This window comes from Paenibacillus chitinolyticus, from assembly GCF_045038035.1.
GTDB classification, from domain to species: domain Bacteria; phylum Bacillota; class Bacilli; order Paenibacillales; family NBRC-103111; genus Paenibacillus_F; species Paenibacillus_F chitinolyticus_A.
Map to the genome: position 1 here is coordinate 3598943 of NZ_CP173427.1, position 21813 is coordinate 3620755.

At 53.3% G+C, this 21813-nt stretch carries 20 protein-coding genes and 1 riboswitch; of the genes, 3 read left to right on the forward strand and 17 right to left on the reverse strand.

Annotation, left to right across the window (positions count from 1 at the left end):
- Window positions 1–184: 184 nt before the first annotated feature.
- Window positions 185–859: a stalk domain-containing protein gene (locus ACI48J_RS15965; protein WP_405079208.1), complete on the forward strand. Its 675-nt coding sequence runs from the start codon at window positions 185–187 to the stop codon at window positions 857–859.
- 150 nt (window positions 860–1009) lie between these two features.
- On the opposite strand, the gene ACI48J_RS15970 is transcribed toward ACI48J_RS15965, so the two are convergent.
- The 3 genes from ACI48J_RS15970 to ACI48J_RS15980 are packed head-to-tail and all read right to left on the reverse strand — an operon-like array spanning window position 1010 to window position 3253.
- Window positions 1010–1480, reverse strand: a complete 471-nt coding sequence (locus ACI48J_RS15970; protein ID WP_405079209.1) for a hypothetical protein — start codon at window positions 1478–1480, stop codon at window positions 1010–1012.
- Window positions 1470–2150 (reverse strand): trimeric intracellular cation channel family protein, encoded by a 681-nt coding sequence (locus tag ACI48J_RS15975; RefSeq protein WP_326056521.1) that lies wholly within the window; start codon window positions 2148–2150, stop codon window positions 1470–1472. Before ACI48J_RS15975 ends, ACI48J_RS15970 begins: the two co-directional genes overlap by 11 nt.
- 20 nt (window positions 2151–2170) lie before the next feature.
- Complete coding sequence (locus ACI48J_RS15980; RefSeq protein ID WP_326056518.1) at window positions 2171–3253, reverse strand: Gfo/Idh/MocA family oxidoreductase; 1083 nt, start codon at window positions 3251–3253, stop codon at window positions 2171–2173.
- Between the two features lie 268 nt (window positions 3254–3521).
- Between ACI48J_RS15980 and ACI48J_RS15985 the strand changes: the two genes are divergently transcribed.
- Window positions 3522–5048, forward strand: a complete 1527-nt coding sequence (locus tag ACI48J_RS15985; protein WP_405079210.1) for an N-acyl-D-glucosamine 2-epimerase — start codon at window positions 3522–3524, stop codon at window positions 5046–5048.
- Window positions 5049–5250: 202 nt separating this feature from the next.
- Here the strand turns inward: ACI48J_RS15985 and kapB are convergent, their stop codons facing one another.
- The 6 genes from kapB to ACI48J_RS16015 form a co-directional block, all read right to left on the reverse strand.
- A complete protein-coding gene (kapB, locus tag ACI48J_RS15990; protein ID WP_405079211.1) occupies window positions 5251–5649 on the reverse strand; it encodes a sporulation phosphorelay system protein KapB in 399 nt (132 codons plus the stop codon).
- A gap of 19 nt (window positions 5650–5668) precedes the next feature.
- Window positions 5669–6031 carry a thioredoxin family protein gene (locus ACI48J_RS15995; protein WP_405079212.1) on the reverse strand — a complete coding sequence of 121 codons (363 nt, stop codon included), beginning with the start codon at window positions 6029–6031 and terminating at the stop codon, window positions 5669–5671.
- 117 nt (window positions 6032–6148) lie between these two features.
- Window positions 6149–6682: a hypothetical protein gene (locus ACI48J_RS16000; protein ID WP_326056510.1), complete on the reverse strand. Its 534-nt coding sequence runs from the start codon at window positions 6680–6682 to the stop codon at window positions 6149–6151.
- A gap of 164 nt (window positions 6683–6846) precedes the next feature.
- Window positions 6847–8463 (reverse strand): ABC-F family ATP-binding cassette domain-containing protein, encoded by a 1617-nt coding sequence (locus tag ACI48J_RS16005; protein WP_405079214.1) that lies wholly within the window; start codon window positions 8461–8463, stop codon window positions 6847–6849.
- Between the two features lie 105 nt (window positions 8464–8568).
- Window positions 8569–10518, reverse strand: coding sequence for an ABC-F family ATP-binding cassette domain-containing protein (locus ACI48J_RS16010; RefSeq protein WP_405079215.1), 1950 nt, complete (start codon window positions 10516–10518; stop codon window positions 8569–8571).
- A 108-nt stretch (window positions 10519–10626) separates the two neighbouring features.
- The gene (locus ACI48J_RS16015) at window positions 10627–11715 is read right to left on the reverse strand and encodes a M42 family metallopeptidase (protein ID WP_326056504.1); all 1089 of its coding nucleotides are present in this window, start codon (window positions 11713–11715) and stop codon (window positions 10627–10629) included.
- Between the two features lie 527 nt (window positions 11716–12242).
- Window positions 12243–12378, forward strand: a riboswitch (cyclic di-AMP (ydaO/yuaA leader).
- Between the two features lie 6 nt (window positions 12379–12384).
- On the opposite strand from ACI48J_RS16015, the gene ACI48J_RS16020 reads away from it, so the two are divergent.
- Window positions 12385–13203, forward strand: a complete 819-nt coding sequence (locus tag ACI48J_RS16020; protein ID WP_405079216.1) for a CAP domain-containing protein — start codon at window positions 12385–12387, stop codon at window positions 13201–13203.
- Between the two features lie 523 nt (window positions 13204–13726).
- On the opposite strand, the gene ACI48J_RS16025 is transcribed toward ACI48J_RS16020, so the two are convergent.
- The 8 genes from ACI48J_RS16025 to ACI48J_RS16060 all read right to left on the reverse strand — a co-directional run bounded on the left by ACI48J_RS16025 (window position 13727) and on the right by ACI48J_RS16060 (window position 21809).
- Window positions 13727–14017 carry a Dabb family protein gene (locus ACI48J_RS16025; RefSeq protein WP_009672411.1) on the reverse strand — a complete coding sequence of 97 codons (291 nt, stop codon included), beginning with the start codon at window positions 14015–14017 and terminating at the stop codon, window positions 13727–13729.
- A 73-nt stretch (window positions 14018–14090) separates the two neighbouring features.
- Window positions 14091–16142, reverse strand: a complete 2052-nt coding sequence (locus ACI48J_RS16030; RefSeq protein ID WP_405079218.1) for a DUF6382 domain-containing protein — start codon at window positions 16140–16142, stop codon at window positions 14091–14093.
- Window positions 16143–16176: 34 nt separating this feature from the next.
- Window positions 16177–16692 carry a prepilin peptidase gene (locus tag ACI48J_RS16035; RefSeq protein WP_405079219.1) on the reverse strand — a complete coding sequence of 172 codons (516 nt, stop codon included), beginning with the start codon at window positions 16690–16692 and terminating at the stop codon, window positions 16177–16179.
- 14 nt (window positions 16693–16706) lie between these two features.
- Window positions 16707–17345, reverse strand: a complete 639-nt coding sequence (locus ACI48J_RS16040) for a hypothetical protein (protein ID WP_405079220.1) — start codon at window positions 17343–17345, stop codon at window positions 16707–16709.
- Between the two features lie 36 nt (window positions 17346–17381).
- On the reverse strand, window positions 17382–19646 hold the full coding sequence (locus tag ACI48J_RS16045) for a hypothetical protein (protein WP_405079221.1): 2265 nt from the start codon (window positions 19644–19646) through the stop codon (window positions 17382–17384).
- A gap of 38 nt (window positions 19647–19684) precedes the next feature.
- On the reverse strand, window positions 19685–20647 hold the full coding sequence (locus ACI48J_RS16050; protein ID WP_405079222.1) for a TadE/TadG family type IV pilus assembly protein: 963 nt from the start codon (window positions 20645–20647) through the stop codon (window positions 19685–19687).
- A gap of 43 nt (window positions 20648–20690) precedes the next feature.
- Window positions 20691–20900, reverse strand: coding sequence for a Flp1 family type IVb pilin (locus ACI48J_RS16055; protein ID WP_326057086.1), 210 nt, complete (start codon window positions 20898–20900; stop codon window positions 20691–20693).
- A 39-nt stretch (window positions 20901–20939) separates the two neighbouring features.
- Complete coding sequence (locus ACI48J_RS16060) at window positions 20940–21809, reverse strand: type II secretion system F family protein (protein WP_405079223.1); 870 nt, start codon at window positions 21807–21809, stop codon at window positions 20940–20942.
- Window positions 21810–21813 lie beyond the last annotated feature (4 nt).

Consider the following 21813-nt stretch of genomic DNA (forward strand, 5'->3'; position numbering starts at 1 on the left):
AACATCCTCGTAAGGATGTTCCGCATAATTTGGGTACTTCGACCCTTATTGGGATTATAAATCCTATTTATAATGTTAATTATGTGCAACTAATGTAAAAACTTAACGTAAATATAGTGATCCACCGCTGAGCGGGAACCTCCCGTTTTCAGGTGACCTAATCCCGAAGAGGAGTGAGAATGATTTGAAAAAGAAACTAGCAGCAACCGCAATCGGTGCCGCCATGGTACTGAGTATGGGAACAGGAGTATTAGCCGGAGCCAATCTGCAGGAAATTAAAGCCTATCTGAACGGCTCCATTACGGTCAAATATAACGGTTCCCCTGTCCAACTGCAGGATGAGCAGGGAGCTGTCGTGCTTCCGATCACGTATGACGGCAACACCTATCTGCCTGTCCGGAGTATCGCCAAAACCTTGAACGTAGCCGTCAATTACGATGGAGCAACCAACACGGTCCTGCTAGGCGAACAAGCGGAAGGGGTCGCACTGGCCAAGGACTACAGAGAATCTCTCTACCATACCAAAGATCCCAATCTGACTACATACGCCGGCAAAGATTACAAAGACGTCTACTTCGATAATGCAAAGGGAGGCCGTTCCAGCAGCTTCATGCTGTATCCCGCAGGCAAATACCAGAAGCTTGTGCTTCAGGTGGCGGCTACCGGAAACGATATCGAAAGATTCTTCGTGGAAGACAGCAAAAAAGACATCAAACTGAAAGAGTCGACGATTGCCGTTAAAGACGGTTTGAAAACGATCGAGGTCGATATTGCCGGCGCGGAAGAGTTGTTCATCTACGCGGATATCAAGGGAGACGGCGGCATGTTCGTACCTCTCACCACTTCGTACTTTAAATAAATACCTTCATAGTATATCTTCATCTCCTTGCGCATGGCGTAAGGAGATTTTTTACTTTCTGCGGAGGGATCGGATTCTTTGGCGGTTCACCTTTCTCCGGCCAGAGGAGTACAAAAAAAAGCGCCCTCGCAAGGACGCTTTCCGTAACGCTTATTTCAAGTCATCGAGCTCTCGAAAGAGCTTTCTTACCGCCTCTTCGTCCACTTCGCCCGCCTGCTTCATTTTGAGCAGCCGTTCCCGGACTTCCCGGGCGAAATGTTCATCCGCATCGGTATCCTCGGCGTAAGCGGGATCAAACCAGATGTAGAACCCTTCGGGACCGTTGCGCAGGAACGGCCGGTTCCAGGCGTCCGGATATTCGTACGGCTGATCCGAGAACAGGATTCCGAGCACATCGTCGCTCTCCACGGGGAGCAGCTGATGATACTGCTCTTCTTCGCCCGAACCCGAAATCTGTCGGTGTTTGTACGCGTAATGCACGTAGTGTTCCCCGGTTTCCTTATCTTTGGACAAGGCGTACATGTCCAGCTCGTTCTGCTTCAAATCTTTGACCGTTTCTAGTCTTTCCTGCAGAAGTTCCCCTGAAATTTTGCCGTGGGCCGAGAAAGATTCAGCTGACATCGAACTCTCTCCTTTCTTCCTGCAGCGCGGGAGGCCGCTGTTTGTTCGGCACGTCATTTTGCTGCAGCAGCGTCCGGAGAGAACGGCGCGGAAGCTTCCATTTGAAGATCACGGAGAACATCCGGGACACGACTACGATCATGAACAAAACAATCAGACCGAGCGGATTCTGGGGCCAGCCGATGCCGATAAGAAAGCCGGCCAGCATGGCCCAGACCGCGTAGATTTCATCTCTTAAAACGAGAGGCTTGCGCCCGGCCAGGAGATCGCGGATAATCCCGCCGCCGATTCCCGTGAGTACGGCCGCAACGATAGAGGCGCTCACAGGAAGCCCCTGATTGGACGCGTAGAGCGCCCCCTGAATCGAGAAGGCCGCCAGACCGATGGCGTCGAAGAACGATTCCCAGGATTTCCACCGCTTGATCCAGGCCAGCGGAAATATAAAGACCAGCGTCATTGCGGCCAGCGCAATCGTGAACTGGAACCCCTGCTGCCAGAGCATCGTCACTTTCTCTCCGATCAGCAGGTTGCGGACCACCCCTCCGCCAAATGCGGTTACAAAGCCCAGGACATAAACGCCCAGGATATCATAATCTTCTTCCATTGCGACAATCGCGCCGCTGACGGCAAACGCGATCGTTCCGATTAAGCTTAACGCCATCCAATCCACTTTTCTGCAGCTCCCCCGGGTTAGTTAGATAAATCCCAGTCCAGTTCAACCTCTTTGCCGGTACGGGACGATTCGTAGATTGCATTGAGAATCAAGTTGTTCGTATAGCCCGACATGACGGAAGTCATCGGTTCGCTTCCGGTCCGGATGCATTCCAGAAAATGCATGTTCATCAGGAGGCGCGGATCGGTCTGCTGCTCGGGCAGCTCAAGCTCCACGTCGATTTCTTTATCGAACATTTCCGCAAACAGCTTACCGTACGAGCTTCCTCTCAAAGTGGCCCCGCCTTCCGTGCCGAGAAGATGAATATACGGCTGATTGTCGGTTTCGGTCAGTGCCGCCCAGCTCACGTCGAGCGTCAGCGTGCTCCCGTTGTCCATCTTGATCAGGGCTGTCGCCAAGTCTTCCACGTCATAGCTGCCGCTCCAGTTCGGTTTGCCCCAACTGCCGATTCCGCGGCGTTTGGGACCGAATTCCGAATAGGTAGCGCCGAAGACGGAAACCGGACGGGGATTTCCCATCAACGAGAGAGACAAATCCAGCATATGGACGCCGATATCGATCAGCGGTCCGCCGCCCGATTTGGACATCTGGGTGAACCAGGTGCCCCAGCCCGGAATTCCTTTGCGGCGCAGCCAGCCGGTTTTGGCATGGTAGATGCTGCCCAGCTTGCCGCGCTGTACGAGCTCCTTCACCTGCATATTGAGCGGTTCCCAGCGGCGCTGGTGCGAAATCATCAGTACCTTGCCGCTTTCGCGTTCGGCCAGGACGATTTCCTTCGCGGCCTTAACATCGATGGCCATCGGCTTCTCCAGCAGGACGTGCTTGCCGGCCTGAAGCGCTTTTACCGCAAGGGGGGCGTGCCATTCGTTCGATACGGCGATAACCACTGCATCTATGTCGGGATCATGGATCAAATCTTCACCATTTCCGTAAACTTTAGAGATCTGATGTTCTTTGGCCCGCGCTTCGGCAAGCGGAAGAAACACGTCGGCAACCGCAGCAACCGTAACGCCCGGGGTTTCAAGCAGCCCTAGTATGTGCACGTTACCGATATTGCCCGCGCCGATGACGCCGATTCTGATCTCATCATTGAGTGCCATTGTGCAAAACCCTCCGATATCACGATAAAGTAAGTTCGGGTTTATTTTAACACAAATGGAGGACAGCATCAGCCTTCCGGCCATATTTTCAAAAGGATTTCTTCAAGCGGTTTTCGAAAAAATAAAACGCTGTCTTTTTTATGCGCGGAGATATAAAGAACATTTTTACCGTGATATACTAAAAAAGCGAAATATTTTAACTTTCATACGACTCATAAGCCCGTCCCCGAAATGCCCATCCTAACGGAAAGCAAGGAGGAATGACGACATGAACAATTGGAAAAAGCGCGGCCCAGGTCCTCGGCGGAGCAAGAGAAGGTTAGTTCGAACACTTACGCTGATGATCCTGATGACACTCCTCACTCACCTTTTGTCCGCCGTGCCCGCACTCGCGCAGGAAGATTTGACAGCCCCGTCCCCCCACTCCAAGGCAGCGGAGAAAAAACGCAAAGAAGCCGCCCTGAAAGGTCCTTCCATCCAGGTTGATCCCTCTTTTCCCTATTATCAGAACCGGACACCCGAAAGCATAGCCGACGAGCTTCTTCAGCACGGGTACAAAACGGTACATTATTTTGTCGTCAACGAAAATGATGTGAATCGCGCCTTTATCGAAGCCCTTCAGGCAAAAGGCATCGGGGTATGGGCGCTTGTCCTCGGTAACGGAAGCTATTCTACGGCACGTTTTCCGGAGGATTGGCCTTCGTGGCAGATGGAGCTGCTTAAGCCTCTGAACGACGGGTATTACCGGTTCTCTCCCCACAGCCCGGCCTACGTCCAGTGGAAAAAGCAGGCGCTGGCTAAGCTTGTTCGCGATTATTCTTTCGACGGGATCGAGGTCGCCGAACCCTACTTTCCCGAATGGGACGGAATCAGCCGGGGCGTGTACGGGGACGTCGGTCCGCTCGCGCAGAAAGCGTTCCGTGACAAAACGGGTCTGGAGATGCCCGATTTTACCAACGCCTCCTCGCCCCGCTATTATTTAACCGACACGGGAACCTACCTGAAGTGGGTCGATTTCCGGGTCGAAGCCGTGAACGATTTTCTAAGCGAGCTAATGAACGGGAAAGGCGGAGTACGGGAAGCTCGGCCGGGCATTCTGGTGGCAACCTGGTCTTTGGCCATAGACGCGGGTCCAGGTTCCTTCGACAAGCTGAGGGAATTGCAGGGCCTCGATGCCGCGGCCATGGTCGGCCGGGTTAAACCGGACATCCATTTCCTTCAAACCCACTGGCCCGACTGGCTCAAACCGCAGGAGAGTCTTCCTCCCGATTACGCGAAGCATTACAAGGTTTTTGCGGATAAAATCAAAGCGGGACACCAGGATCTTCCGCTCGGGGTTCAGGCGGATATCGGCTCGGCCCTGTCGATGGTTAAGGACGGCGGGTGGGTGAGCGCTTTTTCCGAATCCGTCCGCGCACTCGGCTATTCCACCTGGACCGCATACGAATACCATCTGGGCGGTTATATGTACAAGGAAGCCCCCGTCCCAGGCAAAGCGCAGCGGCTTTCACGCACGGAAGTAAAGATCCCTTTTCAGAAAAGAATCGACGAAGGCTCGGCGAAAGCCGAAGGAAACGTGACGGTTTCGGCAGGCGCGGAAAGCTTTACCCTTAATCCCGGGGAAATCTCGGTTGACGGCAGCAATCTGCTGATCCGGTCGGACCGCCTGCCCAAAAAAGAATTCCGGCTGACTTTGCGCGGTATTAAAGACACGCCTGGCTTCTGGTTCTATAACAAGACGCAAACGCCCAACGTAATCGGAGGGGAGGTTGTCGTGGAAGTGCCCAAGCATTAGTCCTCTCGTGAATACCCGCTCCAGCAAATGATGCGAATAGCCTGTTACGGGCTTCTTCCTGAATACGAAATATACAGAAGACGTAAGAAGCAGAAAAAATCCTGTTCACGATTCGTGAATGCAGGATTTTTTTCTTTTTAACGGATTTATTTACGCATGTTATCTGCTTATCATGGCTTTAAAATTTGTACGGCCGCCCGAATTACTGCGGAAAATATTCGCGATGCAGCTCTTCCAGCTCCGCAATGGAACGCCTTGCCCACTCCTCCGTCTGATGCAGCATGTTCAGCTCGCGTTCGAGGGCCTGCTGGAGCGAAAGGGTGTAATCCGGAACATTCCCGTGGTAGGCATGAATGCTCGACAGCGGCATCAGCTCGATTTCCTGATAGGCCAGCGCGCGGCGCTGGTGAAAGAACGGGACATCCCCCTGCTGCGGATTATGAAGATCCCCTTGCGAAGGATGCTTAACGACCGCCAGAACCTGAACGGCTGCTTTTATATTGGACGGCGGTTCCACGATGCGGCCTATATACTCCCCTGTTTTGTAAGATGCTATGACCAGATCACCGACGGAAGCAGTGCTTTCGTTTCTATAGTTCATAAGTGGATGCTCCTCTCTGTTACGGAGTATTTTCCGGAAAATCCGACGATGCGACGATCCTCAAATGCTGCATCCCCGTCAAATGACGAAGTTCGGCCAGCAAATAGTCGACCGATTTCACGGCGTAAATGAATCGTGCGGCAATTCCCTTCTCTACCACCACTATACAGGGGATGGACGAGATTTTCCACTTTTGCACGGACGCCCCCGCGTAATTCGCGTTGCAGGCTTTAAGGGGCAGTTCCGGCTCGATCGTCAGAGCCACGTCCAACATTCGTCGGGCGACTTTACAAGTTCCGCAAAAAGGGGTATGAAAAAATACGGCGAACGACTGTTTTTCTATGAGAGCCTGCTTGATTTGGTCATCGTTCCATTCCTGCATACCGATCTCCTTTCCATAAAAAAGCCGGGTTCCGGCTGAAATTCCGGGAGTATCCAAGACTAAGAAGGTCCCTTAACGGGCAGAAGCCGGGCGCAGAAAATTGGGGCCCGACCCGTTTCAGGAAGCATGTTTGTCTCTGAGCACAGACAGCGACAGTAACGTATGTTCCAGCAGCCCTTCGAAATCGTCGAGATGGCTTTCGTTGACCTTACGGCCGAACTCAAGCAAAACTTCATTGTGCCAGCCTTCGTTTTCGGAGCCGAACACATAAGAAAGCGTCTGGGTGATAAGCGGCCTTCCGCTCCAGATGGATTCCAGGGACGATCCGACCGCGGGACAGTCCCGCGAGGGATCGCCGACAAGGAATCCGAATCTCACCGTAAGCGCGCAACCCGGCTCGGCTCCTTTGCGGCTCAGCAGCTCCGCAGCCAAATCTTCCAGCTCAGCCGCCAGATGAAGCTCCGCCCACGGAGAAGCCGTATTCTCTTCGCCGCCGCGGAGGACAAAACGGATCCGGTAATGGCGGCCCAAGCTGGATAGATCCATAACGTCCGACCGGTTCGTAACCAGAATTTCCCCGGACAGATCCAAATCGTAGACAGCGCCTTCCAAAACGACTTTTAAATTCTCGTAAACCGTCGGATCAAACATACCGGGCAACTCCTTTGCGATCAGTGTTCATTTCGTTACGATAGTGAGGCAGCGGCTAGCGGAATATCCGTCTACCGCACTCCGGAGCGCAGCAAAGGCGCCCGGATGATGAACATCCAAGCGCCTCTTCTGTGTATCCTGTTCCCGTTTGCAAGCCTCTGTGTTTAAGCGTAATACTCTTCACGCAGACGGCGCACATCTTCGTTCTCCAGATATTCATCGTAAGGCATCATCCGGTCAATCACGCCTTTAGGCGTAATTTCGATAATGCGGTTGGCAATCGTCTGAATGAACTGATGGTCATGGGACACGAACAGCATCGTGCCGTCAAAGTCGATCAGCCCGTTATTGAGAGCCGTAATGGATTCGAGATCCAAGTGGTTCGTCGGCTCGTCGAGAATAAGAACGTTGGCGCTTGCGAGCATCATTTTGGACAGCATGCAGCGCACTTTCTCGCCCCCGGACAGAACGCTTGCTTTCTTAAGCGCTTCTTCACCGGAGAAAAGCATCCGGCCCAGGAAGCCGCGGATAAACGATTCGTCCTGGTCTTTGGAATATTGACGCAGCCAGTCGACGAGGTTCATATCCACACCGTCGAAGTACTGCGAGTTGTCTTTCGGGAAATAAGCCTGGGTTGTGGTGACGCCCCATGTGTAGGTGCCTTCATCCGCTTCCGTTTCGCCCATTAAAATCTGGAACAGCGTCGTTTTCGCATGTCCGTCGGGACCTACGAAAGCGATTTTGTCGCCTTTGTTCACGGTGATGGAAATATTGTCAAGAATTTTCTGGCCCTCAACGGACTTGCTGATACTGTCAATCGCCAGAAGCTGCTTGCCCGCTTCCCGCTCCGGTTTGAAATTGATGAACGGATATTTGCGGTTGGACGGTTTGATGTCGTCCAGAGTAAGCTTCTCGAGCTGTTTCTTACGGGATGTCGCCTGCTTCGACTTGGACGCGTTGGCGCTGAATCTCGCGATAAACGTTTCGAGTTCTTTACGCTTCTCTTCGGTTTTCTTGTTCTGCTCTCTGGCAAGCTTCAAAGCCAGCTGGCTGGATTCGTACCAGAAGTCGTAGTTGCCGACGTACATCTGAATTTTGCTGAAGTCGATGTCGGCGATATGCGTACAAACCTGGTTCAGGAAGTGACGGTCATGGGATACCACGATGACGGTGCCTTCGAATCTGGCCAGGAAGTTCTCCAGCCATTGGATCGATTCGAGATTCAAATGGTTGGTAGGCTCATCGAGCAGCAGAATATTCGGGCTGCCGAACAAGGCCTGCGCAAGCAGGACCCGGACTTTCTCGTTGCCGTCCAGATCTTTCATCTTCTGGTCGTGAAGCTCTTTCGGAATGCCGAGGCCGATCAGAAGCTCGGCCGCGTCGGACTCCGCCTGCCAGCCGTCAAGTTCGGCGAATTCGCCTTCAAGCTCGCCCGCACGGATACCGTCTTCTTCGGAGAAGTCCGATTTCGCGTAGAGAGCGTCTTTCTCTTCCATAATCTGAAAGAGGCGCGCATGGCCCATCATGACCGTTTTCAGAACATCGGTTTCATCGAATTCGTAGTGGTTCTGCTTCAGAACCGCCATACGTTCGCCCGGAGCGATATGAACGTCCCCTTTGTTGGGTTCGATTTCGCCGGACAAAATTTTAAGAAACGTGGATTTTCCCGCCCCGTTAGCGCCAATCAGGCCATAGCAGTTGCCGGGAGTAAATTTAATATTAACGTCTTCGAAAAGAGCGCGTTTGCCGTATCGAAGCGTTACATCCGTTACAGTGATCATAAGTGCGGTTAACCTGCCTTTTTGTAGAATCACGGCTTCTTCCAAGCCAATTCCTATTAGTATAGCATAAAAAAGGGCTCCCCGCTCGTAATTGCGGGAATGAGCTTACTTGCCGCGCTCGATTTCCTCCACGAGCTCCGAGAGAACGGTCCAGCGTTCCATCGCCTGCTCCAGCTCTTCGCCGGCGGCAATCTCCTCGGCGTACAGCTCCTGTACGCGGCCGTAGTCGCTTCCGGCCTTCGCGATATCGCTCTTGATCCGCTCCAGCTTCTCTTCCAGCGCCGCGATGCGGTCTTCGATCGTATCCCATTCCTTCTGCTCGTTGAAGGAAAGTTTTTTCTTCTTGGCGCGTTCCCCGCCGGGGACCGCTGCGGTTGCGCCCGTGGATGATGCAGACGATGCGGAGGCCTGAGTCCGGGCTTTTTCTTTGGCGTCGGGCTTAAGCTCGGAAGCTTCACGCTGCTGTTTGAGCTCCAGGTATTCGGAGTACGTTCCGATATACTGTTCGATTTCACCCTCGCCCGTAAACGAGAACAGATGGTCGGCGGTCCGGTCCAGGAAATAACGGTCATGGGATACCGTGATGACGGCCCCCGGAAACTGCTCCAGATAATCTTCCAGGATGGACAAGGTCTGAATATCCAGATCGTTCGTCGGCTCGTCGAGCAGCAGGACATTCGGCTCTCCCATCAGTGTACGCAGCAGATAGAGCCGGCGCTTCTCGCCCCCGGAAAGTTTCCCGATCGGCGTCCACTGGAGATTCGGCGGGAACAGGAATCTTTCCAGCATCTGCGCCGCCGTGATGCTCTCTCCGTCCTTCGTTCGGATGACCTCGGCGGCCTCCCGGACATACTCGATGACACGCTGCTTGTCATCCATCTCCACACTTTCTTGTGTGTAGTAGGCAAGCTTGACGGTGCTCCCCCGCTCGATTTCGCCGCTGTCCGGGCTGAGGCGTCCGGCCAGCATATTCAGCAGCGTCGATTTGCCGCTTCCGTTGCGGCCGATAATGCCGATCCGGTCGTCCGGCAGCACGATGTAGCTGAAATCATGGATAAGTTCCCGGCCTTCGTAGCCTTTGCTCACCTGCTTGAGCTCGATGACTTTGCGGCCGAGGCGGCTGCCTGCCAAAGCCATATCGAGCTTTGCCGCAGGCCCGTCGACCTTGCGGTCGCGCAGCTCCTCTGCCCGTTCGACGCGGGCTTTCTGCTTCGTCGTGCGGGCTTTCGCGCCGCGGTGCAGCCACGCAAGCTCTCTGCGGAGCAGGTTGCGCCGCTTGTCTTCGCTGGAGGCTTCACGCTCCATGCGCTCGGCCTTTTTCTCCAGAAACGTCGTGTAATTGCCTACATAGCTGTATATGCTGCCCCGGTCGAGCTCCAAAATGCGGCTGGTCACGCGCTCAAGGAAATAGCGGTCGTGCGTGACGAGCAGCAGAGCGCCTTTCCATTTGCTTAAAAACTGTTCCAGCCAATCCACCGTCTCGTTGTCGATGTGGTTGGTAGGCTCGTCGAGAATAAGCAGGTCGGCGGGCTGGATCAATACTCGGGCCATCGCGACGCGCTTCCGCTGGCCGCCGGACAACTCCCCGACGGGCTTGCCGAATTCCGTGATGCCCAGCTTCGTCAGGACTGTCTTGGCCGTTGTGCCGGCCTCCCAGGCGTCCAGCTCGTCCATTCTCGCCTGCACCCGCATCAGCTTCTGCTGGGCAGCCTCGTCCTCGGGGCTGCTTTCAAGCGAAGCGAGCGCCTGCTCGTAGTCGCGGAGCACTTTCATAAGCGGCGTTTCTCCGTAGAAAACCTGCTCCAGAACCGTCGAACGCTCATCGAACTCCGGCTGTTGAGGCAAGTATTCCACTCTGAAATGATTGGAATGAACGATCGATCCGGAGTCCGGCGTTTCCAGACCGGCCAAGATTCTCAGCAGAGAAGACTTGCCGGTTCCGTTGACACCGATGAGACCGATCCGCTGTTTTTCCGAGATCGTAAACGAAATATCGTCGAAGAGGACTTTCTCTCCGTAAGTTTTTACTAGATGTTCGGCATGAATAATACTCATGAGTTCCTCCGTCCTTAAGCGCCGCGCCAAATGAATCCGGCTGCCCTCATGCCCGCCGTCGGGCGTATGGATGAGACCAGCCGGATGTAGAATTCGATTTCTTCGGATTTAAACCGGGCTGACCGGATTTTCCGGCTGTTCGGGGTCGCTCGCCGCCGCGGCCGGGTGCAGAATATATTGCAGCAGCAGAGAGGCCGTTCCCGCGATGGCGTCCACATGTGTGCGTTCCATGCCGTGAGAGGCATGAACACCGGGGCCGATTAGCGCGGCACGGATGTTGCTGCCTCCGCGGAGCGCCGCCGAAGCGTCCGAACCATACTGCGGGTACACATCCACCGCGTGGCGAATCCCGGAATGTTCCGCGAGGCGGATAAGCTGAGAGGTCATCGCGTAGTCGTAAGGACCGCTGGAATCTTTTGCGCAGATGGAGACGTCCTGCTCGGTACAGGTCAGATCGTCCCCCATGGCTCCCATGTCGACGGCGAGAAGCTCGTCAATGTCGGCCGGGATGTAGGAAGCCCCGTGGCCGACTTCCTCGTAAGTGGTCAAAATGATTTTAACGGTGCAGGCCGGTTCGATCAGCTCGTTCTTCAGAAGATCCATAAGAGCGAACAGCGCGGCCACGCTCGCTTTATCGTCGAGATGACGGGACTTGACATACCCGTTCTCCAGCATGCGGACCCGCGGCTCGAATGACACGAAATCCCCGACACGAATTCCCAGCTTCTGTACCTCTTCCTTATTGAAAGCCAGTTCGTCCAAGCGAACTTCCATGTTCTCCTCGACGCGTTTATGGTCTCTGGCATCCGGAAAAACGTGAACCGAAGGCTTCGTCGTTAAAATAGTCCCTTCATAGCTGAGTCCCTGACGCGTATGAACGCGGCAGTACTCGTTTTCGATGGCAGCCATCATAAAACCGCCCACCGACGTGAGGCGCAGACGCCCGTTGTCCTTGACGGACCGCACCATCGCCCCGAGCGTATCCACATGAGCCGAGAGCCCGATCGTGTAATCGCTCCGTTTGCCCGGAATCGTAATGATGCCGCAGCCTTTATTCGTCAGTTCCAGCTTGTAGCCCAGCTTCTCGGCCTCCGCCTTCACTTTATCCATAATGTGGTGGGTGTATCCGCTCGGGCTCGGTGTCTTCAAAAGCATGTCCAGCACCTCTAGCAGATACGTTCTGTTCACTTGCTCCATAAATTCAACCTCTCCTTTTCTAACCCGGTACGAGTAGTGTCGCTCTGCAAACGAAACCGTTCAAAGGTAAAGCTCTCCGCCTGACCGGCGGCCGGTTTCGTTTCTGAGCGCTATGTAAAGACTTGCTTCTACTTAATACCCCGAATATTCCTCTATCATCAACCCTAATTGTCGCACATCCGCCGGATTCTACCTATCCGGACGGTTTTTGCCGAAAAAATTAACCGGTGAAATTCCTTTTAATGCTCTCGCTTATTACAATCTTGCAAATTCCCATAAAAAAGACTGTAAATTCCGGAATTTCACGCCAATTGGCATGCCTTCAAAAGCGTTCTCTTACTGGTGATACTACACTGTTTCCCCGTTGTTTTCAAACGATAAACCCGTTTCCGGAAAACAATCCGGCCGCTGCTGGAAAACTTTGTCCCGTGAAATCTAGCAAATCGCATGCTAGGATTAAAAGGCTTCTTGCGGAAGAGAGTGCAAAGCAGCACGTCATGCAAGCTCCTCTTCTCAGACAGAAAGCAAAAAAAACAAGGCCGAAGCTTCTCCGGAAGCACGGGGGAACCCAATATTGGGGTGAAGCCATGATGTTCATGGCCGGGTGATTGCTCTTTGACCCGAATCCGTCAGCTAACCTCGCAGGCCGAAAAAAGGAGAGATTTTACCTTGAAATCTATCAAAAAAGCAACTCTCGTTGGTGTTTTTGCCCTTACGTCCGTTTTCGGAGCAGGCGCCGCATCCGCATCCGCCGAGCCGTGCAACGTTTCCGGCGGGGACACGCTCGCGACCCTTTCGAACAAATACGGCATTGATCTCGCCTCTCTTCTTACATCGAATCCGGAGTTGAAAAATCCGAATTTCATTTGGAAAGGCATGCAGATCGTCGTACCGGCAGCGCCTCCCGCTGCGGATAAACCGTCTGCCGAGGCACCGGCCGCGCCAACCGCGCCCGAAAAGAAACCGGAAGCCCAGAAACCTTCCGCACCGCCGGCAAAACCGAGCAAGCCCGCTCCGGAAACCCAGGCACCCGTAAGCACGCCTAAACCGACAACCAAACCGTCGGCACCTGTCGCGACTCCGGCACCGAAACCGGCTGAAAAACCGGCCGCTTCCCAATCGGAATACGCGGATCAGGTCGTAACGCTGGTGAACCAAGAACGTGCCAAAGCCGGATTAAAACCGCTCGCATCCGACAGCGCGCTTGCCGCGATGGCATTGGACAAAGCGAAGGATATGTATACAAACAACTATTTCGACCACAACTCTCCGACGTACGGATCTCCATTTGATATGATGAAATCTTATGGCATCTCCTATACGTATGCAGGCGAAAACATCGCCAAAGGACAGCGCACTCCTCAGGATGTGATGAACTCGTGGATGAACAGCCAGGGTCACCGTGAGAACATTTTGAGCCCAAACTTTACGAAAATCGGAGTCGCTTACTATAACGGCGAATGGGTTCAAGAGTTTATCGCGAACTAATTCGATTTTGCAAATTTTGTAAGTGTACGAATGCGAATATACAATTTAAGGCTATAATTTGATCCTACAATCCAATTTAGTGCAGCTTTTAAAAGCGGCCCGTTCCTGACCCGGAACCGGCCGCTTTTTTTTACCGAAAAAACAGGCGGCCGGGAGCCTGATGCCTCGGGCAGAAGTAAGGAGTCATAATACAGAAAGCCTGGGGGAAACTAAGCGGGATGATTTCTGGACGATTTATTGAAGTAAGGCATTTGTTACTCCTTCGGCAGCTTTAGGATAAGAGAATTCTACAGGCCGAGCTTTACGCTGCTGTGTTATTTCAGATGGCGTTGCGTTGGCATTGCGCTATTCGGAAGAGGCTTCCGGCGTTGAATGTCATCGGTACATATGAATTCGCTCACCTAGAGATGATGGCAGCCTTGACTTTCAAATCGAGTGTTTTACCGGCGGCTGCACCATAAAAAAAAACCTGCCGCGAAAAACGGCAGGTTCTTACGGTTGTTACCTGATTTTTTCGAATAAATTAGCTTTCAAAGTCTACGCAGGGAGCGACGCCGTCTTTGGCTTCGCCCATATAGGCGAGCACATCCTGATGGACGGGGTGCACATTATAAGCTTTGAGATCTTCAAGCGAGTTAAATTTGGTGATTAAAGCCAGGTCATAAGAACGTTCGGAATGGATCACATCCGCGCCTACTTCGATATGCAGCAGTTCGGAAATTTTGCCTTCCATGTTCTGCAGCTTGGCTCTTGCTTGTTCGACGGACTCCGGGCTGCGGTCTTTAAGCTTAAAAAACACGACATGTGTAATCATTGGACATTCTCCTCTTTCCCGTTTCTTCAGCAACCCGTCCATTATACCATTATCGTTCCACGACAGGAACCGGTCAGCCGAATCGGAAGGCAAATTCGGTATGAATGATCCGCACCACATCCCCGTCTTTTAAAGCGACCATTTGATAAGGAACGAGCATCCCGCCGTTTAGAAACGTACCGTTTCGCGAACCGAGGTCTTTGACCGCATAACCTTCCGGCGTACGCACAAATTGCGCGTGAATCCGCGAGATTCCGAGTACATCTTCGATATAGTCGGCATCTCCTTCCCCTCGCCCGATAATAAAAGAATCCGCGTCGAGCAGAATCGTTTCCTTCCGGCCTTCCCGCATCACTTCGAGCACGGGATGGCGGAACTTCGCATGAGGCGGGGCTGACTCGGCGCCGAGATAAACGGTTTCATCCGCGTCGTTCACCGCGGATAGCGGCGGAGCCAGGAGCGTCGTACGTTCGCCCAGTCCGGCGTAGTACTGTTCGAGCGACACCGGCTCCTGTTCCGTCGCAGGCGGATACGGGCTGCTGCCGGAGGGTGCCGCTTCTTTCAACTGGCTGCCGCGTCGGCCCGGAAGGCCGATTGCCAGCAGTACGTAAGCGGCATCCAGCACCAGCAGCGTCGCTCCGCTGCTGATATACAGCAGCGGGTACCCGGGCGCGCTGAGATAAGCGTTCCAGATCATCCCGATGATCAGGAATGCGCCTCCCAGCGCGAGGATTTTGCCGCGGGACCCGGGAAGCGGTCCCGCGGAGGCAGCCGCTCCGGCGAGCGCGGCTTGCGGCTGCGGCGCGCTCGCCGGAGCGGCGCGAAGCTGCGGCGGGGGCTCGGCCGCCTGCACGCCGGAGTCGGTCTGCCGCCGGCTGAGCGGCACAGCCGCAGCAGGCTGAGGCGCGGTTTGCGCAGCGGCCGCGATAGCTGCCGCAGTTGGCGGCGAGGCGGTATGCGGAGCTGCCGTACGGAAAACAGGCGCTCCGGTGCCGGCGGGAGTTATCGAAGTGCTTGCGGAAAAGCGGGCTACGCCTGCGGAAGAAGCTGCGTATGAACCTATCGCAAAGGTTGCCGGAGTCAAATCCGGACCCGGGGCTGAAGCGGCAATGTCCGGCGAGACCGGATGCGCACAGCTTAGAACGGCAGAAGCAGAAGCTGTATAGTTCCCTTCCACTAACACAGGATAATCGGAGCCGTCCGCAGCGATTTGCTGACGTCTTCGGATAAACTTCTCTGCAGCCCCGCGCGGCTTGGGATCTGTAATGCTTTCACCCAAAAGCTTATGAGGCGACCCAATCCCGTCTTGGGGCATATGCGTGCTCTCTTTTCGCAAAAGCCCCTCATCAACATCGTTACTTTCTCTGTGAAGCTGCAGCGGTGCCGTTACAGGACTGTCTTGCCCCGGCTCCCGCAAAACAGAAAACGCATAAACGCTCTGCTCACCGAACTGTGCAGGGTCCTGCATTTCTGAGTCCGTAACGGTTGAAGTTTGAACAATCGAGTCCGACTCCACACCTCCTTTCCCGCTGTTTTCCTCCATTCTCAGCCTGTGCCCACTTATTTCCAGATAGATTTGCCTCTTAAATGCTCGAACGGAGAAGTTTTCACGCTCGCAATACGCGGCAAGTCTCTCGAGACTTCCACGATCTTTCGCTATGAGACTGCTGCCCAAGTCTCGAACAAGCGCACTCCACATGACGGAGGCAGACGCAGCCGGAATTTCCTTTATAGGGAGGCACAGCATCGAGACGTCTGCCCAGCCCCTTTCGATATATATGTAATTTTTGTCCACCACAAACTGGGCCTCATTTAGCATAAAATTGCCGCTATCGCTTACACAAGCCGCCGCTTCGTGCAGCAGTTGAAGACATCCGGCGGGATCTGGACTGCGCTCTTTAAGGATAGCTGCCAAAGACCGTCTTGAAGCCAGGTTATAGAGCAGCCTGACATGACTATCGCTCTCTTCCACTTTCAAAGGCAGTACCCGCGGAATAGGGTTTTCTGCAAGCATCTTTAGCTGCACGGGCGCTAGGCGTTCAATATTCAGCTCTTGTTGCAACCCCACTTCCAGCCATCTGCCTTGCGACAACCGTATGCTTGCCTGCAATCCGAATATTTCCATAGCTTCATCCTTTCGCGTCTCTGACGGGCTTCTGTTAAAAAGCAAGGCTTCCGTACCAGTAAGCTGCCAGAACCCCCGGCAGTACCGCATACATAAAAGGAAACCGCAGTTGATCACTTTGTTTCAAGCTTTTCCAGAATGACCAATCTTTAAGAAACAAACACAAGGCCAATCCGCCGAATAAGCGCCCGAGCCGTTTTACTCCTTCTTTTCTCGCAAGGAGCAAGCACAAACCGATCGCTCCCGCGAATAATAAAGAATAAAGCGCGCACGTAAAAACATAGACCCCGCCCGTTAAAGCTCCAATCGCCCCGAACAGCTTAACGTCCCCCGCACCGAGTGCCCCTGCCGCATACAAAATAAAAAGCGCGATAAAACCGGTCGTGCAGCCCGCCAAAGAAAAAACAAGTCCGCTCCAGCCATTTGTAAGAAGATGGTACATCATTCCGGTACCTGCACCTGCGGCAGTCAAGACGTTCGGAATAATCGATTTTCGTACATCGGTTACAAACGCGGCCAGAATAAGAAGAGAAAGCAGCAGCTCCTCCATAGTGATGTCTCCTTTTACGCGCCCAGCCAGACCCGCTCCAGCGCTTTCTTTTTCAAAACAAGCGTGCAGTTGAAGAAAGGAACGGCAAGGGGGAAATCATAGGTAACTTCGAATCCGAGATAAGCCCGTTCCCGGTTCGTTAAACTGGGTAGTGTCACCCCACCGATGCGGAACCGGTCCTTCTTCAAAATACGTTTGTCCGCAAAACTGTAAACAACCGGCCTCATGGCATCACGCAGTGCCGAACTTGCCGCTTCCTTTGCTCCATCTACACCGCTTTCACCCGCTTGGCGAACCCATTCCAAAAGTCCGACTACCGGGTCCGGGATATAGGCTTCAACCGAGTCGATAAATTCTCCCGCTTGCGCGGCTTGTTCTCTTAAGTTTTGAAGAGTATCGACTACATCCCGAACCCCTGATGCGAGAGCCGTCTGGTCGAATGATTGTTCACCCTGTCTGTAAAGTACCTCCGCCGGATAAAGCCCCGCGGCCAAAACCTTCGTAGATTCACTTACCGCAGACCGCAGCGCCATATCCGCTACAGCTATCTGGATGCATACGATAAGGGCGACGATAAAACCCACGAACATCGGCAGAATAAGCGCCGCTTCCAGCACCATTCCCCCTTGCTCGCTTTTTCTAAACATGCGCATACGCATCGCTCCCGTCCTGTTCGGTTCGCGTGTTATCTAATACGCCAAATCCGCACGACTGATAAAACGGCACCGGTTTTCTCTTACTTCGCAGGAAGAAATGCCCGTCCCGTTCATCAGTTTCATTACCCCCGGCAAAAACCATAAGGATACGGAGGATTCAGCGGACCCCTGTATGTAAGTTACAGCGTGATCCAACGTCCGCTCTGTGTTCAGTTCGATCAAGGATTGCAGGCGCGCCAACAGGTTCGTGTCAGAGCTGTGCAGGAGAAGAAATATCCGCAAATAGTCTTTATAAATGAAAGTAAACAACGGGTTCGTCAGTTTACTTGATATCGGTACTGCTTTTCCTTCGGTTAAGTTGTCCATATCCGCCAGAGCCTTGACGGCTGCCTCGGCAGCACTGGCCAGCAGCACCAGCAGCGGAGAACCTGCCTGAAGCAGTTCGTTTTTCGGATCCATCAATTCTTCCACCGTCCGGACTGCAAAACGGAAAGCGAACATTTCACCATACGCCGATGACATATTTTTGGCGCAAGAATTGAAGCCGTACAACAAATATTCGACTTCTTGGCTTGGAAGCTTATGGCCTGACGGCTCGGACAGCGCGTGAAGCGGCTTTGGCTGCCCCGATCCGTCCAATTCCCGCCCGTATGTTCTATAGTTAAACTGAGACAAGGCATACTCGTTTACGAACAGCTCATTGCGGATACTTTCCCCCGTTTGGCCAAGCCGCTCCAGCAAACTCATGGCATGCTGAACTTCCGTGTCGGGTTTGCCCTCCAGATCGTACACCGGGCTTCCGCCGGCATTCGAAGGACTCTCGTTTAGAGTCATGTATTTTCGGTATAATCCGTCTTCCCCCTTCCCCTCCAAAATCTCATAGAAAGTCGAAACCGAACCATCCGTCTGATCCGTCCCGCAGTCTCCCATCGCCTGCTTGGCCCGATCCAACGCCCCTTGTATTTTCGAACGCTGCTTTTCTTTTTCTTTGCGAATCGTTTCGTTCCGCCTATTTCGCTCCGTTTCAATGACAAGCTGTTTTTGGAAGGTATCGTCCATTCGAGCCTGGTAGGCGTCGTTTGCGGCGTGTATCTTTTGAGCGTTGGCATTCGTGAATAGATTAGTGCTTTCGATGCCGCTGCGAAAACCGCTGAACAATGCCGCGCTTGAGGCGATTCCCGTCTGGTAGGTACGGAAATCGTCTTCACTAAGAAGTTTCAGGCCTTTAAACGCTTCGAAGGCTTTGAGTTCATTGCCCGTAGCGGATGATACGCGTTTTAGCTCCGTGTTTAACTCATCGTTTGCTTTCTTCGCTTCACCGAGCAGTTCTTGAACGGATTTTTGCAGATTTTGCACTTTCTCGTCGTCACTTACGATTTCAAGCTTGGTTGCCGCCAGAAGCGCGGTGTACTTCACAATATTTTCAAGCAGCGTCTTCAGGTCGGAAAGCCTGCTTTGCAGTTCGGTCAGCTGGTCTTGAAGCGAACGAATGCGATCCATCATCCCTTGAAGGGCGGCGGCCGCTTCCGGTCCTGCTGCGGCTACAGCCGCAAGGGAGCCGTTCAAACTTGAAATGGAGTCCGAGAGCGAGCGGATTTGTTCTTCCAAGGTTTTGATTTGCGACCTTACCCCGTCCACGGTGTTTAAACCGATCAGCTCCGAAAGGCGGTTCAGCTCGGTTATTCGTGCCCGGTAGGTATGGTGCCGGCCATTCAGATCTTCCTTCAGCTTGACCGTTTCCGCCCATGCCCGGTCGAGCGCTTCTTCCCGCTTGGCAAGAAGTTTTTCGATTTTCTCCGCTTCTTTGGCGTATACCGAGCCGTTTGCCAGCGTTTTGACCGCACCGGTTTTTTGAAGTTTATCCGTTATCTCCAGCACGAATTCGATCGGCGCGGTGTATTTCATATGTTCAAGGATTTGTTCTTTAAATACCGTATGATTGGCAAGCGTGTATAGTGAGGTCAGTGACGTGTGCCCCTCTTCCGGCCTTGTATCCAACATTTTATAAAAACCACCGCTTGAAGTACCGGAAAGATTTTCTTTGTATATCGTGCTGAAAAGAGATTCCGAACTTTCCGGCTCTCCGGTAAGTCCGAACAGTCCGTATTTTTGAAGCTCCGTATCAAATGCGGAAAGAACGGAACGGACCCCGGCCCTTGCGGCCGTATCCGCTTCTCTTTCAGCGGCTTTTACTCGTGCGAAATCGATCAGAACCGCTTGCAGAAAAAAGATAGGGACGAGAATAATGATCAAATAAATAGAAACGGCACCCGTCTCGGAGTTATAAAACCTTCTCAAAGCACGCTCCTTTCCGGGCAGCCGAAGCCGCCCTTGATTTATTCATGCAAAATAACGGAGATGCCGTTTTGAGCCAGCTCCCGCTGGATAGCTTGTGAAGGCGCCTTTCCCGACTTGGTTTTGAAAAAGTGCCACACGATCCCTTTAACCTGTATCCCCTCCTTTTTCAGAAGAATGTCTTTACGCATTTGTTCCTTAAGGTTTTTCTCATTGAACGTGTAGAAAGCAAGATGTGCCGTACCGCCGGCATCTAAAGCGTCAATCGTTCTTTTATCTCCCTCCGGGGTAATCACCTCCGTTTTCCGTCCGCTGACCAGTTTCCGGATATAAGCGCTTGCCTGCGCTTCGCTCGAGATGACGCTTGCCGGAGGGATAGCCTCGGGTGCGGGCTCGGTCAGCACTTCCCTGGCCTTCGAAGCGGTAATGCGGTTCTTTATCGCCGGGATGTAACTGCGTGTCAGATCAACGGTCCTGATCAATTCAACGGGGTCGACTACGTGCGAAACGCCCTGCCCCGTCACATGGTCGCTTATGACATTCCCCGGCATAAAGGAACGCGTGCGGAAAGTCTCTTCCAGCTCGGCCGAAACTTTCCGTTCCCATATGTGATTCACGTAAGACATCGAGCCATGAACCCCCGCCGGAAGGAGAGCGGCCGCACGCGACAGTTTACCCGCAGGACCGCTTCCATCAGATGTGCCCGGAACTTGGACAACCGAAGATTTTCCGCTGTAGCCGAAAATGCCTAGGATGCCGTCCCGCGTCAAACGCCAGTACAGCCCGTCACCGGCTCCCGGTGTAAAAGCTCCTGTCACAGGATCTTTGCGGCTGTTGTTCCACGAAAACGCGGCTCGTTCGGATGCGACGCCGGCTTGCTGCTGCAGGGCGACCCGATTGTACACAAACATGCCGAAAATGATAAGGGTTAAAGTAATTAAGATTACTACCGGAAACAGCAAAGTCCCTTCCAGGGTAAAATTACCGGATTGGGAACGGAACAAGCGAATCCGGACCCCGTATTTCCATATTTCCGTGAGCATCCGGCTACGGCGTTTTAATGGCATCATCGCTTTTGGAATTGTTAAATTCCGTGTCCGCTTTACCAATCAGCTCGTTGAACCATTTAATAATCCACTTCCGGAATATAACGGCTACGGCTATAAGTACGGCGACGATGAGCAAAATTTCAAGCGTTCCCAGCCCCTCTTCGTCGTTCCAGAAACGAATCATGGACATATGTAATCGGCTTTTCATTGTTTATGACCTCCCAAAAAGTGTGGATAGGTTTATCCGTCAGCCGTTTATGGACAGGACGGCCGGCGAAGCTACGATAATCATGACAACCAGAAAAATAGCAACCATCGGGAACACCAGCTTCGAGGAAGCTTCCTCGCCCAGCTTGCGGGACTCCGCCTTGCGGCGGTCCCATAATTCCTTCGCGAGCGAACGCAGAGCGACCAGAAAATCTTCTCCTCCCCTCCGGTAATTCAGCAAAATCGTCGTTGTGAACAGTGCCATTTCCTGCATCGCGCACCGTTTGCTCAAATCTTCGAGTACTTTGGGAAGCGAAACATTCATTTCCAGCTCACGCACCGCTTGCCCAAACTCGGCATGCAGCGGGGATGCCGCCCCCCTCGATATATCCACACTGCGGATAAGCGCCTTCTGGACGGTTTCACCGGCATTAATGAGCAGAATCATCTTGCTCAGCACTTCCGGAAGCTCCAGAACAATCCGACGTTTTCGCAGCCTGATTTGCTGATCAAGGTGTCTCAGCATGAGCAAAGGAGTCAAACCGGCGCCCAGCAGACCCAGGAGCGAAACAGCTGGGTCTCCGCCTCCCGCAATTCCCAGCAGGCCGCTCAGCAGCAGAACGAACAGTGCGGTCAGAAGCATGTCCCCCATGACAAGCTTGGTCATGACCAGCGTATCCTTATGACCGTATAGCGAACGGATTCGCTGCATAATCCGGACGCCCGCATCCGGGAAACGCTCCATGGTTTTGAACCGTTCTACCACATATAGACCTGCGGGAGCCATTTTTTTCATATGCAGCGTACAGGGATAGTCCGTCCTCACATCTTTAAAACGCCTGGAGCCCAAGACGAACAAAAACAGCAGCATCAAAATCGAACCCATACTTAAACACAGCAGTACAAACATGTCG

Coding starts and splice junctions, on each gene's coding strand:
- ACI48J_RS15970 (WP_405079209.1), bottom strand. CDS start 1,480: ATGTCAGCTGAATCTTTCTCGGCCCACGGCAAAATTTCAGGGGAACTT.
- ACI48J_RS15980 (WP_326056518.1), bottom strand. CDS start 3,253: ATGGCACTCAATGATGAGATCAGAATCGGCGTCATCGGCGCGGGCAAT.
- ACI48J_RS15985 (WP_405079210.1), top strand. CDS start 3,522: ATGAACAATTGGAAAAAGCGCGGCCCAGGTCCTCGGCGGAGCAAGAGA.
- kapB (WP_405079211.1), bottom strand. CDS start 5,649: ATGAACTATAGAAACGAAAGCACTGCTTCCGTCGGTGATCTGGTCATA.
- ACI48J_RS15995 (WP_405079212.1), bottom strand. CDS start 6,031: ATGCAGGAATGGAACGATGACCAAATCAAGCAGGCTCTCATAGAAAAA.
- ACI48J_RS16000 (WP_326056510.1), bottom strand. CDS start 6,682: ATGTTTGATCCGACGGTTTACGAGAATTTAAAAGTCGTTTTGGAAGGC.
- ACI48J_RS16005 (WP_405079214.1), bottom strand. CDS start 8,463: ATGATCACTGTAACGGATGTAACGCTTCGATACGGCAAACGCGCTCTT.
- ACI48J_RS16010 (WP_405079215.1), bottom strand. CDS start 10,518: ATGAGTATTATTCATGCCGAACATCTAGTAAAAACTTACGGAGAGAAA.
- ACI48J_RS16015 (WP_326056504.1), bottom strand. CDS start 11,715: ATGGAGCAAGTGAACAGAACGTATCTGCTAGAGGTGCTGGACATGCTT.
- ACI48J_RS16025 (WP_009672411.1), bottom strand. CDS start 14,017: ATGATTACACATGTCGTGTTTTTTAAGCTTAAAGACCGCAGCCCGGAG.
- ACI48J_RS16030 (WP_405079218.1), bottom strand. CDS start 16,142: ATGGAAATATTCGGATTGCAGGCAAGCATACGGTTGTCGCAAGGCAGA.
- ACI48J_RS16035 (WP_405079219.1), bottom strand. CDS start 16,692: ATGGAGGAGCTGCTGCTTTCTCTTCTTATTCTGGCCGCGTTTGTAACC.
- ACI48J_RS16040 (WP_405079220.1), bottom strand. CDS start 17,345: ATGCGCATGTTTAGAAAAAGCGAGCAAGGGGGAATGGTGCTGGAAGCG.
- ACI48J_RS16055 (WP_326057086.1), bottom strand. CDS start 20,900: ATGAAAAGCCGATTACATATGTCCATGATTCGTTTCTGGAACGACGAA.
- ACI48J_RS16060 (WP_405079223.1), bottom strand. CDS start 21,809: ATGTTTGTACTGCTGTGTTTAAGTATGGGTTCGATTTTGATGCTGCTG.